Here is a 14,927-nt window from a genome sequence, read left to right on the forward strand (position 1 = left end):
GCATCGAATCTCCTTACCGCTGCGCGGGCGGCCATTGAAATGGCCGGAGCCTTACAGTACCCTACGCCGCTATCAACCGGCCGCTCGCGCCCGGCCCGCGCACGCGCGCCGATTCCCGAGCGCCCGGCCGGTCATGGACCGCCCACCGACAAGAATAAGCAACGGGAAACCGCACCGTGACTCACTGGACCATCCGCACGCGCATCCTGGCAAGTTTTGCCTTCATCCTGGCGGTCATCTTACTCACGGCGGTGGTCGCCTACGACCGCCAGTCGGCCATCCAGACCCACGCGAATGCGCTGCGCGACGATGCGCTCCCGGGACTCTACTACAGCACCGCGATGCGCGGCGCCTGGGGCGAGACCTATGTGCTGGCCTGGCAGAGCGTGACCGCGGCCAATGACGCCGAGCGCCGGCAATACGCCGAGGCCAACTCGGCCCTGCACAAGCGGTTGGATGGCCTGGAGGCTAAGTACGCCGATTCGATCCGGCGCGCCGACGATCGCGAGCGCTTCGAGAAATACCGCGAGTTGCGCCGGCACTATGATGACGTCTCGGCATCGCTGTTCGCGGCGACCGGCCCGGAGGTCGCCGCCGCCGAGGCCAAGCTGCGCGGCCCCATCCACGCAGCCTGGGCCGAAGGCCGCACGGCCGTGCAAGCACTGTTGGAAGATAACAACAAAGTGGCCGAGGAGGGCGCCAGCAGCATCAACCAGGCGGTGCAAACGGCCAAGATCAGCATCGAGATCTCCCTGATCGCCGCCCTTCTGGAGTCGCTGGTGGCCGGCTACCTGCTGTTCCGCTCCATTACGGTGCCGATGCGCGCGATCGTCAGGCAGCTCGCCGACATGCGTGGCGGCGACTTCCGCCAGCGCCTGTCGCTAAACCGCAAGGATGAGTTCCTGGAAGTCGAGCAGGGCTTCAACCAGATGACCGGCGACCTCACCGCGCTGGTCGGACAGGCCCAGCGCTCGGCCATCCAGGTCACCACCTCGGTCAACGAGATCGCCGCCACCGCGCGCCAGCAGCAGGCCACCGCCACCGAAACGGCGGCCACCACCACCGAGATCGGCGCCACCTCGCGCGAGATCTCCGCCACCTCGCGCGACCTGGTCCGCACCATGACCGAAGTCTCCGGCGCCGCCGAGCAGACCGCCGGCCTGGCCGGCACCGGCCAGGCAAGCTTGTCGCGCATGGAAGCCACCATGCACCATGTGATGGAAGCCGCCGGCTCGGTCAACGCCAAGCTGGCCACCCTGAACGAGAAGGCGGGCAATATCAACCAGGTGGTCACCACCATCGCCAAGGTTGCGGACCAGACCAACCTGCTGTCGCTCAACGCTGCCATCGAAGCCGAGAAGGCTGGCGAGTACGGGCGTGGCTTCTCGGTGGTCGCCACCGAGATCCGCCGCCTGGCCGACCAGACCGCGGTGGCCACCTACGACATCGAGCAGATGGTGCGCGAGATCCAGTCAGCGGTGGCGGCGGGCGTGATGGGCATGGACAAGTTCTCCGAGGAAGTGCGGCGCGGCATGTCGGAGGTGACCCAGGTGGGCGACCAGCTCTCCCAGATCATCGGCCAGGTGCAGTCGCTGGCACCGCGCGTGCAGATGGTCAACGAGGGCATGCAAGCCCAGGCGGGCGGCGCGGAACAGATCAACCAGGCCCTGATGCAGTTGTCCGAGGCGGCCCAGCAGACGGTGGAATCCCTGCGCCAGTCCAGCCAGGCGATCGACGAGCTGACGCTGGTCGCCAACGACCTGCGCACCGGCGTGTCGCGCTTCAAGGTTTGAGCGCACGTTGAGCGCCCCGGGCATCCACGGCACCCCATGAAACTCTTCCTGCTCTTTCGCATCGGGCCCGACCACTACGCGCTGGACGCGAAGGAGATCGTCGAAGTGCTGCCGCTGACCACGCTCAAGCACTTGCCCGAGGCGCCGGCCTGGGTCAGCGGGCTGCTGGCGCGGGGCGGCCAGGTGGTGCCGGTCATCGACATCAATGCGCTGGCCATCGGCACGCCGGTCGCCAGCCGGACCAGCACACGCACCGTATTGGTGCATTACCGCCGGCACGCGGAGGCACCCGCGCGCCTGCTCGGGCTACGGCTGGAGTACGCTACCGAGACGCTGCGCTGCGAGCCCGCCGAGTTTATCGACAGCGGCGTGGACACCGCCCCGGCCCGCTACCTGGGGCCCGTGCGCAGCGGCAGCCAGGGGCTGGTGCAGTGGATCAAGGTCGATGCCCTGCTGCCTGATGACGTGCACGCCAGGCTATTCCCCGATCTGCCGGCGGCTGACGCCGGCGCGCCAGGGCCATGACCACCGCCTCCCATATCGAAGCGCTGCTCAAGGAGCGCATTGGCCTGGACGCCGCCACCGTCGGCCCCGGCATGATCGAACGCGCGTTGCGCGAGCGCCTGGCAGCGGCCGCGGTGCCCGACCACCACGCGTACTGGAACCTGCTGCACTCGCACCCGGACGAACTGCAGTCGCTGATCGAAGCCGTGGTGGTCCCCGAGACCTGGTTCTTCCGCCATCGCGAGGCGCTGCTGGCGCTCGGCCGCTTCGCCGCCATGCGGGTCTTCGGCAGTGATCGCGCGCCGGACGGCGCCGCGCCCTTGCGCATCCTCAGCGTGCCCTGCTCGACCGGCGAAGAGCCATACTCGATTGTCATGGCGCTGCTGGACGCCGGCGTGCCGGAGCAACGCTTCCAGGTGGATGCCGTGGACGTGAGCGCCCGCTCGCTGGAGCGCGCGCGCATCGGGCAATACGGCAACAACTCCTTCAGGGGCGCCCCGCTGGACTTCCGCGACCGGCATTTCACCCCTTGCGCGGGTGGCTACGCGCTCAAGGCCAACGTGCGCGCCAAGGTGCGGCTGCTGCGCGGCAACCTGCTCGACCCGGGGCTGATGGCCAATGAACCGCCCTACCACTTTGTGTTCTGCCGCAACCTCCTGATCTATTTCGATCCGCCGACCCAGCGCCGTTCGCTCAAGATGCTGGAACGGCTTAGCCGGCAGGATGCCACGCTCTTTGTCGGCCCGGCCGAGGCCAGCCTGCTTACGCGGCACGGCTTTATCTCGGCAGGCGTGCCGCTCGCCTTTGCCTTCACCCGGCGCGGCGCGCACCAGGCGGGCAGCGCCACGCCGGCAATGCCGCGCTACCCTGCGCACCCGAGTGCGCCGGCCCGGGCCGCCCCGCAACCGTGGCCGCAGCCGCCACTGCCCCCAAGGCCGCCGGCCGCACGCGGCCAGGCGGGTTCCACCGGCGTGCTAGCGCCCCCGGCACCGGCACCGGCACCTGGCGTCCCCGCCACCGACAAAGCGGCCGAACGGGCCAAGGCCGGCGCCGAGGCGCTGTCCCGGATATCCCGGCTTGCCGATCGCGGCGAACTGGCCGCCGCAGTGACGGCCTGCGTGGCGCACCTGGACACGCAAGGTCCGTCGGCTGCCGGCTACTGCCTGCTGGGCGTGCTCTACGACGCCACCGGCCGTCCCGCCGACGCGCGCGAGTCCTATCGCCGCGCGCTTTACCTCGACCCGGCCCACCAGGAGGCGCTCTACCATATGGCTGCCATCCTGGAAGCGGAAGGCGACGGCGCGGCCTCGGCCCGCCTGAGAAACCGCGCACAGCGCAAGACCCCGATCCGTCATGGCTGAGCCCGCATCGCATCCCCTGGCCGCACATGGCCAGCCGCCCGGCATGGGCACCGTGACGGTCGCCGTCGACGATTGCTGGCGCCGCATCGGCGTGCTGGGCGATGGCAGCTGCGCGCTGCTGGCCGAGCACATCCATTGCCGCAACTGCCCAACCTATTCGCGCGCGGCGCTCACGCTGCTCGACAACCTGCCCACCGGCGAAGTCAGCCTGCCGGACGGCCACGCCGGTCATGCCAATACCGCCGCGCGCGGGCCTGCCATGTCATGCCTGGTGTTTCGCATCGGCGACGAATGGCTGGCGCTGCCCGCGGGCGCGCTGGCGCTGGTCACCGCGCCCTGCCCCGTGCACTCGCTGCCGCACCGCCGCCACGCCGCGGTACTGGGCCTGGCCAGCGTGCGCGGCAATCTGCTGGTATGCATCTCGCTGGCACGGCTGCTCGGGCAGGACCCTGCCGCTGGCGCCGCCTCCAACGCGGCCGCCAACGCCGCCGCCAATGCCAAAGGCAGCGCCGGGCACGGCGCCCGGCTGCTGGTGCTGGGCCAGGGCCGCACCGCCATCGCGCTGCCAGTGGATGAAGTCACCGGCATCGAACGGATCGCCGAAGCCGACCTGCAGCCTTTGCCGACCACCTTGTCACGCGCCTCGGCGCATTACACCCGGGCGCTGCTGAAGAGCGGCCAACGCACGGTGGGCTTGCTCGACCCGGCCCTGCTGCAACAAGCCTTGAAGCGGAGCCTGGCATGAACCCCGACCAGTTGCGCGACGCCTCGCTGCTCGAGCTGTTCGCGCTGGAAGCGCAGTCGCAGGCCGAAGTCCTCAACTCCGGCCTGCTGGCGCTGGAGCGCGACCCCACCGCGGCCGAGCAGCTCGAGGCGTGCATGCGCGCCGCGCATTCCCTCAAGGGGGCCGCGCGCATCGTCGGCCTGGATGGCGGCGTGCGCGTGGCACACGTGATGGAAGACTGCCTGGTGGCCGCCCAGCGTGGCGAGCTGCTGCTGCGGCCCGTGCATATCGACACCCTGCTGCATGCCACCGACCTCCTGCTGCGGCTGGGCTGCCCGCCCGGCGGCGATCTGGACTGGGCCGACCGGGACGGCAAGGCTGAGGTCGATGCGCTGGTGCTGCGCATGGCCGCGCTGCTGGCCGGCGAGGAGGTGGACTCCGACGCCTGGGCCATGGGTCATGCGTCAGCGGCAGCAACGCCCGGGGGTATATCCGCAGGCGCGCCAGAGGCCGCGGTGACAGAGGCCATCCACCCGGCACCACCCGATAGCCTGGCGGCCGACACGGTCCCCGGAGCGCCAGGAGCAACCACGGCACCAGCCACGCCAGCCACGTTCGCGCCCGGCGAAGCCCCCCGCGAGCCGCAGGCCCAGGAGCGCATGCTGCGCGTCAGCGCCGATACGCTGGACCAGCTGCTGGCGCTGTCGGGCGCGGCGATGGTGGAGACGCACTGGCTCAAGCCCTTCGGCAACGCCCTGCAGCAAACCCGGCGCATGCAGATGCGCGCGCTGCAGGCACTCGACGCCCTGCAGGTCACGCTCGCGGCCAGCGCGGCCGATCCCGCCGCCCACGCCGCGCTGGCAGAAGCACAGCGCCTGCTGGGCGAGAGCCACCAGCAACTGTCGCAACGGGTCACGGAGCTGGAGCAGTACGACCACCGCACCGGCCAGCTTTCGCACCAGCTCTACGACCGGGCACTGGCCAGCCGCATGCGGCCCCTCGCCGACGGGCTCACCGGCTACTCGCGCATGGTGCGCGACCTGGGGCGCTCGCTGGGCAAGGCAGTGCACCTTGAACTGGTCGGCGAGAGCACCAAGGTCGACCGCGACATCCTGGAACAGCTCGAAGCGCCGCTGGCGCACCTGCTGCGCAACGCGGTGGACCACGGCATCGAGCTGCCCGAGGCGCGCCGCGCCGCCGGCAAGCCGGCCGAAGGCCGCATCACGCTGAACGCGCGCCACAACGCCGGCCGCCTGATGATCGTGATTGCCGACGACGGTGCCGGCGTGGACCTCGACGCCTTGCGCGCCGCCATCGTGCAGCGCAAGCTGGTGCCCGAGGACACCGTGGCCAGGCTGTCGCAGGCCGAGCTGCTCGACTTCCTGCTGTTGCCCGGCTTCAGCATGCGCGACACGGTCAGCGAGGTGTCCGGGCGCGGCGTCGGGCTCGACGCCGTGCAGGACATGATCCGCCAGGTGCGCGGAAGCATCCGCCTGACGCAGGAAAGCGGGCGCGGCATGCAGTTCCACCTGGAGTTGCCGCTCACCTTGTCGGTGGTGCGCGCCTTGCTGGTGGAGGTGTCCGGCGAGGCCTATGCCTTTCCTCTGGCCTATGTCATGCAGGCCATCAACCTCGAGCGCGGCAGCATCGAACAGCTGGAAAACCGCCAGCACTTCCGCTTTGGCGGCCGCCAGGTCGGGCTGGTGAGCGCGGCACAGGTCCTGCAGCAGGCGGAGACCCGGCGCGACGAGGACACCGTGCCGGTGGTGGTCCTGGGCGATCACGAACGTACCTACGGCGTGGCGGTGGACCGGCTGCTGGGCGAGCGCATCCTGGTGGTGCAGCCCCTGGTGGCAAGCCTGGGCAAGATCAAGGACATCGCCGCCGGCAGCCTCACCGAGGATGGCACGCCGGTGCTCATCTTCGACGTGGAGGATATGGTCCGCTCGGTGGAGAAGCTGCTCTCGGAGGGCAAGATCGACCGCATCCGCCGCGCAGCGGAGGCAGCGCCGGTGCGGCGCAAGCGCGTGCTGGTGGTGGACGATTCGCTCACGGTGCGCGAGCTGGAGCGCAAGCTCCTGTCCAACCGCGGCTATGAGGTCACGGTCGCGGTGGACGGCATGGATGCCTGGAACGTGCTGCGCGCGGAATCCTTCGATCTGGTCATCACCGACATCGACATGCCGCGCATGGACGGCATCGAGCTGGTCAGCCGCATCAAGCGCGAGGGCCGCCTGATGCACCTGCCCGTGATGGTGGTCTCCTACAAGGACCGGGAGCAGGATCGCCAGCGCGGCCTGCAGGCCGGCGCGGACTATTATCTGGCCAAGGGCAGCTTCCAGGACGCCGCGTTGCTCGATGCGGTGCAAGACCTGATTGGAGAAGCACGCGCATGAAGATCGGCATTGTCAACGACTCCCACCTGGCGGTGGTCGCCCTGCGGCGCGTCATCGCCCTCGATCCCGCGCTGGAGGTCACATGGGTGGCCGAGGATGGCGAGAGCGCCGTGCGCCTGGCCGCCGTGCGCACGCCCGACCTGATCCTGATGGACCTGATGATGCCGGTGATGGATGGCGTCGAGGCAACCCGCCGCATCATGGCCGCCACGCCATGCGCCATCGTGGTGGTGACCATGGACCTTGGCCGCAACGCCACCCAGGTCTTCGATGCCATGGGACAAGGCGCCATCGACGCCGTGGACACGCCCACATTGACCCAGCCGGATTCGCAACTGGCAAGCGGCCCCCTGCTGCGCAAGATCCGCAATATCGGCCGCTTGCTGGAGGGCCGCACCGGCCCCGCGCGCGTGGCCGCGGCGCCAAGGCACAAGGCGAGTACCGAGCGCCTTGTCGCGCTGGGCGCGTCGGCCGGCGGCCCGGCCGCGCTGGCTACCGTGCTGGGTGGCCTGCCGGCCAGCTTCACCGCCGCCGTGGTCGCAGTCCAGCACGTGGACGAGGCTTTCGCGGCCGGCATGGCCGACTGGCTGGACGCGCAGTGCGCGCTGCCGGTGCGCCTGGCCCGCGAGGGCGAGGCGCCGCAGCCGGGCACCGTGCTGCTGGCTGGCACCAACGACCACCTGCGCCTGGTCAGCGCCTCACGCATGGTCTATACCGAAGAGCCGAGCGACTACCTGTACCGGCCGTCGATCGATGTGTTTTTCGAGACCGTGGCGCAGCACTGGCGCGGTGACGCGGTGGGCGTGCTGCTCACCGGCATGGGCCGTGACGGCGCGCTCGGCCTCAAGGCCATGCGCGAGCGCGGCTACCTGACCATCGCCCAGGACCAGGCCAGCAGTGCCGTCTACGGGATGCCCAAGGCCGCCGCCGCCATTGGGGCCGCCAGCGAAATCCTGCCTTTGCAGCAGATCGCCGCCCGCATCGTACGGGCATGCAATGCCATCAACAACCAGGGGTAGCACAGAGGCGCTAACAACATGAAAAACGATGCAAACCTGGCCGCGCGCACCCGCGCCGCCATGCCAGGATCATGCTGTTAGCGTCTCCAGGTCGGAGAGCACGAGGAAGACAATGCCTAAAGATACAACCCCTAGAGCGCCCCTGCGCCCGGATGAATACCTGGCCATGGTGCTGCTGGTGGACGACCAGGCCATGGTAGGCGAAGCGGTACGGCGCGAGCTGGAGCCCGAACACGATATCGATTTTCACTATTGCGCCAAGCCTGACGAGGCCGTTGCCGTGGCCGAGCGCACCCGCCCCACGGTGATCCTGCAGGATCTGGTGATGCCCGGCATCGACGGCCTGACGCTGGTGCGCCGCTACCGCGCCAACCCGGCAACGCGCGATATCCCCATCATCGTGCTTTCCACCAAGGAGGACCCGCTCATGAAGAGCGCGGCCTTCGCCGCCGGCGCGAACGACTATCTGGTCAAGCTGCCCGACACCATCGAGCTGGTCGCGCGCATCCGCTATCACTCGCGCTCCTACCTTAACCTGCAGCAGCGCGACGAGGCCTACCGCGCGCTGCGCCAGAGCCAGCAGCAGTTGCTCGAGACCAACCTGGAGTTGCAACGGCTGACCAACTCGGACGGGCTGACCGGGCTGTCCAACCGGCGTTATTTCGACGAGTACCTCGGGGCCGAATGGAAACGCGCCAATCGCGAGCAAAGCCAGCTGGCGCTGCTGATGATCGATGTGGACTCGTTCAAGGCTTACAACGACACCTATGGCCACGTGGCCGGGGACGAGGTGCTGCGCCGCGTGGCCCGCGTGATCCGCGAGAACTGCGCGCGCCCGGCGGACCTTCCGGCGCGCTTTGGCGGCGAGGAGTTCGCCATGATCCTGCCGTCCACCTCGCCCGGCGGGGCACGGCTGCTGGCCGAGAAGGTCAGGCGCGCGATCGAGTCCCTGCAGGTGCCGCATAGCGGGTCGCCGGTGGGGCAGCATGTGACTGTCAGCATTGGGGGCACGGCGATCGTGCCTGGTGCGGATTTGCCTTTTAGCCGGATTGTGGAGATTGCTGATGCCGGGCTTTATCAGGCTAAGCGGAATGGGAGGAATCAGGTTGTTATGACTTCTTGAGGGGTGAGGGTGGGTTGGGTTGGAGCTTTAACTTCAACTTCAACTGCAGCTTCAACTGCAGCTTCAACTGCAGCTTCAACTGCAGCTTCAACTGCAGCTTCAACTGCAGCTTCAACTGCAGCTTCAACTGCAGCTTCAACTGCAGCTTCAACTGCAGCTTCAACTGCAGCTTCAACTGCGGTTTCACCACCCCTGCGGGGCGGCGACCTACTTTCTTGTCTTGCCAAGAAAGTAGGCAAAGAAGGCGCGCCGGATGGGGCGACTACCTCCTCGGGCTTCGACGAAAAGAGCGGCCGGGACCCAAACTCGCATCGCCTTAAGGCGATACTCAGACATGGGTCCCTCTTTTCCGCTCTTTTCGCCGAAGCCCGAGGCGCCCCATACGGCCTTGGTGAACCTCCACGGCTCGCTTCGCATCGCGCTGGGGTGTTTCCCGCCTGACTGGCGGGAAACACGGCCGAACCGAAGGGTAGGTTTGGTTCCTTCTCCGTTCTCCTTTCTCCCTGCCCTGCCCCCCCTGCGGCGGCGCGGGCTGCCGCCGGTTTGACCGTATCCGGCGCCGGCGCTACGATTGCCGCCAGACGCCATCCCATGAATATGGAGTACCGCCCCCAGCCAATCCGCGCCATAGTCGAGACCACCTCAGCCTAAACCATGCCCTCACAGAACCTGTCTGCGGCCCCGCAAGCCGATATCCGCGTCCTGCTGGTCGAGGATGACCCCGCCACCAGCGCGCGCCTGCAAAGTGCGCTGGCCAGCTTGCCGGGCATTCAGGTGATGGCGGCCTGCGCGCAGCGCGCCAGCGCCTGCGAGTGGCTGGCCGCGCACGAGCCCGACGTGCTGCTGTGCGATCTCGGGCTGCCGGACGGGTCCGGCATCGATGTCATCCGCCACGCGCGCCGGCTGCACCCGCGCTGCGACTGCATGGTGATCACCATGTTCGGTGACGAGGCCAATGTGCTGGCCAGCATCGCCGCGGGCGCCACCGGCTATCTGCTCAAGGACGAATCGGACGACAATCTGCGCGCCTCCGTGCTGGCGTTGCGCGCCGGCGGCTCGCCGATGAGCCCGGTGATCGCGCGCAAGGTCATCACCCGGCTGCGCAGTGCCAGCGTGCCTGGCATCCCGGCGCCGGACGCGCAGGGCGCCCCTGGCATGGACGTGACGCTATCCGCCCGCGAGACCGAGGTGCTCGACCTGATCTCGCGCGGGTACACCTATGCGGAAACCGCCGGGCACCTGGCGATCAGCGTGCACACCGTGCAGGCGCATATCAAGAATATCTACGGCAAGCTGGCGGTCAACTCCCGCACCGAGGCCGTATTCGAAGCCCACAAGCTTGGCCTGTTGAAGACCTTTTGAGGCCAATGCCGATGGCCCTGCTGCCCATCCTGCGGCTGGTGTGCCTGAGTGCCCTGTGGCTCGCCATGGGCTGTGGGGTCACCGCCTGCGGCGAGCGCCAGGATTCGTCGCGGCCATCGGCGCCGGACCCGGCAAACCAGGTGCAGGTGCTGCAGCAAGCGCTGGCCGTGGTCCGCCCCGACGGCGCCGGGCAAGGCCAGGCGCCACAGCCGGCCGAGATCGCACTACCCCACGACTGGGACCGCATCTACCCCGGCCGCGACGGCACGGCGACCTACCACCTGGCCTTTCCCTACCACGGCGGCGGGCAGGACATCCCCGCGCTGTACCTGGCGCGCGCGGCCAACAGCTTCGAAATGCATCTCAACGGCAAGCTGCTGGCCGCCTCCGGCGCCATGGATGCGCCAGCCCTCTACGGCGGCCAGCGCCCCTTGTACATCCCCGTGCCCGAGGCCATGCTCTTGCCGGAGAATGTGCTGACGATCAAGATCGCCGCCCGTGCCAATGCCAAGGCCGGCCTGTCGCGCGTCGAGTTCGGGCCGGGCCAGCTGGTGCATTCGCACTACCTGGGTGCACTTTGGTTCCGCGTGATCGGGCCATTGGTGATCACCGCGCTGAGCCTGTTGCTGACGGCGATCTCGCTGCTGATCTGGTGGCGCCAGCGCGATCCGTTGTTCGGCCTCTATGCGCTAGCCGAGATCGCATGGTCGGTCAGCGTGGTCGAGCGCCTGCTGGACAGCGCCCCGTTGCCGCTGCACGCGTGGCAGGTGCTGGTGCTGGCCAGCCGGACCCTGTTCATCGTGGCCACCGCCCGGTTCGCGCTGATCATCATCGACGTTCGCTCGCCGTGGCCGGCATGGCTGGTCACCGCTTTCCTGTGGATCAAGCTGCCGCTGATCGTGGTGATGACATTCCTGTTCAACGCCCCCAGCCTCAAGCTGTTCGACTGGGCCGTCAACATGCTGCTGGCGTGCGGCATCGCCACGGCGCTCGCGTGGGCGGCGCTGCGGCGCCCCAGCCGCGAGCGCCTGGTGCTGGCCGCCACGGTGGCGCTGGCCAGCGCGCTGAGCACCGCCGACGTGATCCGCATCCAGTTCAGCAACGATTTTTACTGGGACACCTCGCTGACCAAGTACGTCTCGCAGTTGTTCAGCCTCAGCATGGCCTGGCTGCTGGTGGACCGCTATACGCGCACCACCAGCACGCTGGCCGAGCTCAACCGCAACCTGGACCGCAAGGTTGCGCAAAAGGAAGAAGAGTTGCATCTGCTCTATGCGCACTCACGCGAAATCGAGCGCGAGCAGGCCACCCTGCGAGAGCGCGGGCGCATCATGCGCGACATGCACGATGGCCTGGGCAGCACGCTGGTCGGGGCGCTCAGCCTGCTGCGCTCGGGCCATGGCTCGCCCATGATGCTGCAGCAACATCTGCAGCAAGCGCTGGATGCCTTGAAGCTCTCGGTGGATGCCATGCAAGACACCGGCGGCGACCTCGCCGTGGTGCTGGGCAACCTGCGCTACCGGCTGCGGGCGCGCCTGGAGGCGGCAAAGTTGCGGGTGGACTGGCAAGTGGAGCGGCTGCCGCCCGTGGCCGGCCTGACGCCGCAGATCGTGCGCGAGCTGCAGTACCTGCTGCTGGAAGCCTTCTCCAACGTGATGCAGCATGCCGGCGGCGCTACGGTGCAAGTGGTGGCGCGCAGCTTAGCGGGCGCCAGCGCTGAGGCCGAGGCCATCCTGATCGAGATCCGCGACGACGGGCGCGGCTTCGATGCGACGTCCGGCGCGCAGGGCCACGGCCTGGCCAATATGCGCAGCCGCGCGGCCGCCATTGGCGGCGAGTTGTCGATTGCGTCTTCGGAGCGGGGCACGACCGTCAGCCTGCTGCTCTACCCGGCGCGGTGGGCCGAGGGCGAGGCTCAGTCCTAGCGCGTCTGCTCGATGTCGCTTTGCAGGACGTCGAGGTGCGACAGGTATTTGTGCAGTTCTTCGCGTCCGCTATCGGTAATGCAATAGACGCGGCCACTGCCTTCCACCAGCTCCGCTGTGATCGCGCGCGCAATCATCAGGCTGCGCAGGATGGGCCTGAGCGAACGGATGTTCTTTTCCACGCCATGCTCGCGCAGGCGGTCGACCAGCGTCATGACCGTCGACGGGCTCGACTGGACAAGCTTGAGGATGTACAGCTTCGAAACGAAGCCGTCTAGCGTTGGCGCTCTCATGCGGCTCCTGTGACACACCAGCCAGCGGTGCGATAGAGCAGATCTACATAGGCAGCCCTGGCGCTGCGAGCGCACCCGGGCGTGTTACCTGCAAGCGGCCCGGTCGGCACCAGGCGCGCCAATTAAAAAAAAGGGGTGCGCGAGGCACCCCATTTCTTGCATTGCGCGCGCCGGCACGAGGCCGGCGCGGGTGGGGCTTGACGACTACTCTTCCTGGAACGCCTCTTCGCGCTTTGCCTTGATGGAAGGCAGGGCAACGATGGCAACCAGCGAAGCCGCTGCGATCAGCAGGCCCAGCGACAGCGGACGGGTCACGAACACCGTGAACTCGCCACGCGACAGCAGCAGGGAGCGGCGGAAGTTTTCTTCCATCATCGGCCCCAGCACGAAGCCCAGCAGCAACGGCGCCGGCTCGCACTTGAGCTTCAGGAACAGGTAGCCAATGATGCCGAAGCCAGCTGCCATGAACACGTCGAAGGTCTGGTTGTTGACCGAGTACACGCCGATACCGCAGAACACGAGAATGGCCGGGTACAGGAAGCGGTAAGGCACGGTCAGCAGCTTCACCCACACGCCGATCATCGGCAGGTTCAGGATGATCAGCATCAGGTTGCCGATCCACATCGAGGCGATCAGGCCCCAGAACAGCGCGGGGTTGCTGGTCATGACCTGCGGGCCCGGCTGGATGTTGTGGATGGTCATCGCGCCCACCATCAGCGCCATCACGGCGTTGGGCGGAATGCCCAGCGTCAGCAGCGGGATGAAGGAGGTCTGCGCCGCGGCGTTGTTGGCCGATTCCGGACCTGCCACGCCTTCGATGGCGCCCTTGCCAAACTCATGTGCGTACTTGGAAGTCTTCTTTTCCAGCGAGTAGGCTGCGAACGAAGCCAGCGCCGCACCGCCGCCCGGCAGGATGCCCAGCGCGGAGCCCAGGAACGTGCCGCGAAGCACTGCCGGGATCATGCGACGGAAATCTTCCCTGGTCGGCCAGAGGTTGGTAACGCTGTCGGTGAAGGTCTCGCGGGCTTCCTTCTGCTCCAGGTTCGCGATGATTTCCGCGAAGCCGAACATACCCATGGCCAGCGCGACGAAGTCGATGCCGTCGGTCAGTTCGGGGATGTCGAAGGAAAAGCGTGCTGCGCCCGAGTTCACGTCGGTACCGATCAGGCCCAGCAGCAGGCCCAGCACGATCATCGCCACGGCCTTGGGCAGCGAGCCCGAAGCCAGCACCACGGCGCCGATCAGGCCCAGGCACATCAGCGAGAAGTACTCGGCAGGGCCGAACTTGAACGCCAGTTCCGACAGCGGCGTAGCAAACGCGGCCAGGATCAGGGTAGCCACGCAGCCGGCAAAGAAGGAACCCAGGCCGGCGGTGGCCAGTGCCACGCCCGCTCGTCCCCGCCGTGCCATCTGGTAGCCATCGATGGTGGTCACCACCGACGACGATTCACCCGGCAGGTTGACCAGGATAGCGGTGGTGGAGCCACCGTACTGGGCGCCGTAGTAAATACCGGCCAGCATGATCAGCGCGGCCACCGGGGGCAGCGTGTAAGTCACCGGCAGCAGCATGGCGATGGTGGCCAGAGGCCCCAGGCCCGGCAGCACGCCGATCAAGGTACCCAGCACACAGCCCAGGAAGGCGTATGCCAGGTTCTGCAACGAAAGCGCCGTGGAAAAGCCCAAGGCAAGATGGTCAATCAATTCCATATGGCCGACTCCTTAACCAGTAATGAAAGCAGGCCACACCGGCATCTGCAGGTTGATGCCGTACACAAAGGCGCCCATGCTGATCAGCACCAGGACGATCGCGTTCAAGACCGCGCCCTTCCAGCTGAATTCATGGCTGGCCATCGACGACACCAGCACCAGCACGAACACCGACAACACCATGCCGAGCGGCTTGAGCAGCAGGCCGAACAGCACCACCGAACCCAGAATCCACAACAGGGTCTTCAAGTCCCAGCGGGCGAGCTGGTCAGCTTCACCCTTTTTCGATACCGCGCCGATCAGCACGAATGCACCGAGCACGGCGAGTACCAGGCCGAGTAGAAACGGAAAATATCCGGGGCCCATCTTGGCGGCTGTTCCCATGGAATAGCCGCGGGCGACCCAGGAAAAGCACAATCCGACCAGAATGAACATCAGGCCGGAGGCAAAGTCCTTTTGGCTGCGTATGCGCAAAACGATTCTCCTCAAAGTACGTGAAAGCAGTGCCCCTCCGCTCGCAGGCTCTTTGCATGCGGAGGTGGTCCGTTCGGCAGGAAGAAAATAGTGTCCCTGCAGGATGGAACGAACATTAGAGAGGCGATCTTTCAGCTTGCTTTCATTTGTCTTGGTTTAGGGGTATTCACCGATACGCCGGGAAATCCCGCCAAAATACATACATCACGCTGTGATGTAACACCGAAAGACGAATGAAAGGAACCC

General features: G+C 67.3%; 13 protein-coding genes. 9 read left to right on the forward strand and 4 right to left on the reverse strand.

Going from position 1 to position 14,927, the window contains the following annotated elements; genetic code table 11:
* Window positions 1-176 precede the first annotated feature (176 nt).
* The 7 genes from A9975_RS16160 (at window position 177) to A9975_RS16190 (ending at window position 8,920) form a co-directional block, all read left to right on the forward strand.
* A complete protein-coding gene (locus A9975_RS16160; RefSeq protein ID WP_183033699.1) occupies window positions 177-1,793 on the forward strand; it encodes a methyl-accepting chemotaxis protein in 1,617 nt (538 codons plus the stop codon).
* Between the two features lie 36 nt (window positions 1,794-1,829).
* Entirely contained in the window at window positions 1,830-2,318 is a 489-nt protein-coding gene (locus A9975_RS16165; RefSeq protein ID WP_183033701.1) for a chemotaxis protein CheW, read from the forward strand.
* A complete protein-coding gene (locus A9975_RS16170) occupies window positions 2,315-3,658 on the forward strand; it encodes a protein-glutamate O-methyltransferase CheR (RefSeq protein ID WP_183033703.1) in 1,344 nt (447 codons plus the stop codon). The genes A9975_RS16165 and A9975_RS16170 overlap by 4 nt, the downstream gene beginning before the upstream one ends.
* Window positions 3,651-4,403, forward strand: coding sequence for a chemotaxis protein CheW (locus A9975_RS16175; RefSeq protein WP_370564757.1), 753 nt, complete (start codon window positions 3,651-3,653; stop codon window positions 4,401-4,403). Before A9975_RS16170 ends, A9975_RS16175 begins: the two co-directional genes overlap by 8 nt.
* The gene (locus A9975_RS16180; RefSeq protein ID WP_183033705.1) at window positions 4,400-6,778 is read left to right on the forward strand and encodes a hybrid sensor histidine kinase/response regulator; all 2,379 of its coding nucleotides are present in this window, start codon (window positions 4,400-4,402) and stop codon (window positions 6,776-6,778) included. The genes A9975_RS16175 and A9975_RS16180 overlap by 4 nt, the downstream gene beginning before the upstream one ends.
* Window positions 6,775-7,797, forward strand: coding sequence for a chemotaxis response regulator protein-glutamate methylesterase (locus tag A9975_RS16185; RefSeq protein WP_183033707.1), 1,023 nt, complete (start codon window positions 6,775-6,777; stop codon window positions 7,795-7,797). The genes A9975_RS16180 and A9975_RS16185 overlap by 4 nt, the downstream gene beginning before the upstream one ends.
* A 112-nt stretch (window positions 7,798-7,909) precedes the next feature.
* Window positions 7,910-8,920 carry a PleD family two-component system response regulator gene (locus A9975_RS16190; RefSeq protein WP_183033709.1) on the forward strand — a complete coding sequence of 337 codons (1,011 nt, stop codon included), beginning with the start codon at window positions 7,910-7,912 and terminating at the stop codon, window positions 8,918-8,920.
* On the opposite strand, the gene A9975_RS16195 is transcribed toward A9975_RS16190, so the two are convergent.
* Window positions 8,899-9,147 carry a hypothetical protein gene (locus A9975_RS16195; protein ID WP_183033711.1) on the reverse strand — a complete coding sequence of 83 codons (249 nt, stop codon included), beginning with the start codon at window positions 9,145-9,147 and terminating at the stop codon, window positions 8,899-8,901. The genes A9975_RS16190 and A9975_RS16195 overlap by 22 nt on opposite strands.
* A gap of 427 nt (window positions 9,148-9,574) precedes the next feature.
* On the opposite strand from A9975_RS16195, the gene A9975_RS16200 reads away from it, so the two are divergent.
* Both A9975_RS16200 and A9975_RS16205 read left to right on the forward strand, forming a co-directional pair.
* Entirely contained in the window at window positions 9,575-10,282 is a 708-nt protein-coding gene (locus A9975_RS16200; protein WP_183033713.1) for a response regulator transcription factor, read from the forward strand.
* An 11-nt stretch (window positions 10,283-10,293) separates the two neighbouring features.
* Window positions 10,294-12,207, forward strand: coding sequence for an ATP-binding protein (locus A9975_RS16205; RefSeq protein ID WP_183033729.1), 1,914 nt, complete (start codon window positions 10,294-10,296; stop codon window positions 12,205-12,207).
* Here the strand turns inward: A9975_RS16205 and A9975_RS16210 are convergent.
* The 3 genes from A9975_RS16210 to A9975_RS16220 form a co-directional block, all read right to left on the reverse strand.
* The gene (locus A9975_RS16210) at window positions 12,204-12,500 is read right to left on the reverse strand and encodes a helix-turn-helix transcriptional regulator (RefSeq protein ID WP_043356716.1); all 297 of its coding nucleotides are present in this window, start codon (window positions 12,498-12,500) and stop codon (window positions 12,204-12,206) included. The genes A9975_RS16205 and A9975_RS16210 overlap by 4 nt on opposite strands.
* A gap of 204 nt (window positions 12,501-12,704) precedes the next feature.
* Window positions 12,705-14,207, reverse strand: a complete 1,503-nt coding sequence (locus tag A9975_RS16215) for a tripartite tricarboxylate transporter permease (protein WP_150987429.1) — start codon at window positions 14,205-14,207, stop codon at window positions 12,705-12,707.
* Window positions 14,208-14,219: 12 nt separating this feature from the next.
* A complete protein-coding gene (locus tag A9975_RS16220) occupies window positions 14,220-14,681 on the reverse strand; it encodes a tripartite tricarboxylate transporter TctB family protein (RefSeq protein ID WP_043356722.1) in 462 nt (153 codons plus the stop codon).
* Between the last annotated feature and the right edge of the window lie 246 nt (window positions 14,682-14,927).

It is taken from the genome of Cupriavidus sp. UME77 (assembly GCF_014170355.1).
Taxonomy (GTDB): Bacteria; Pseudomonadota; Gammaproteobacteria; order Burkholderiales; family Burkholderiaceae; genus Cupriavidus; species Cupriavidus basilensis.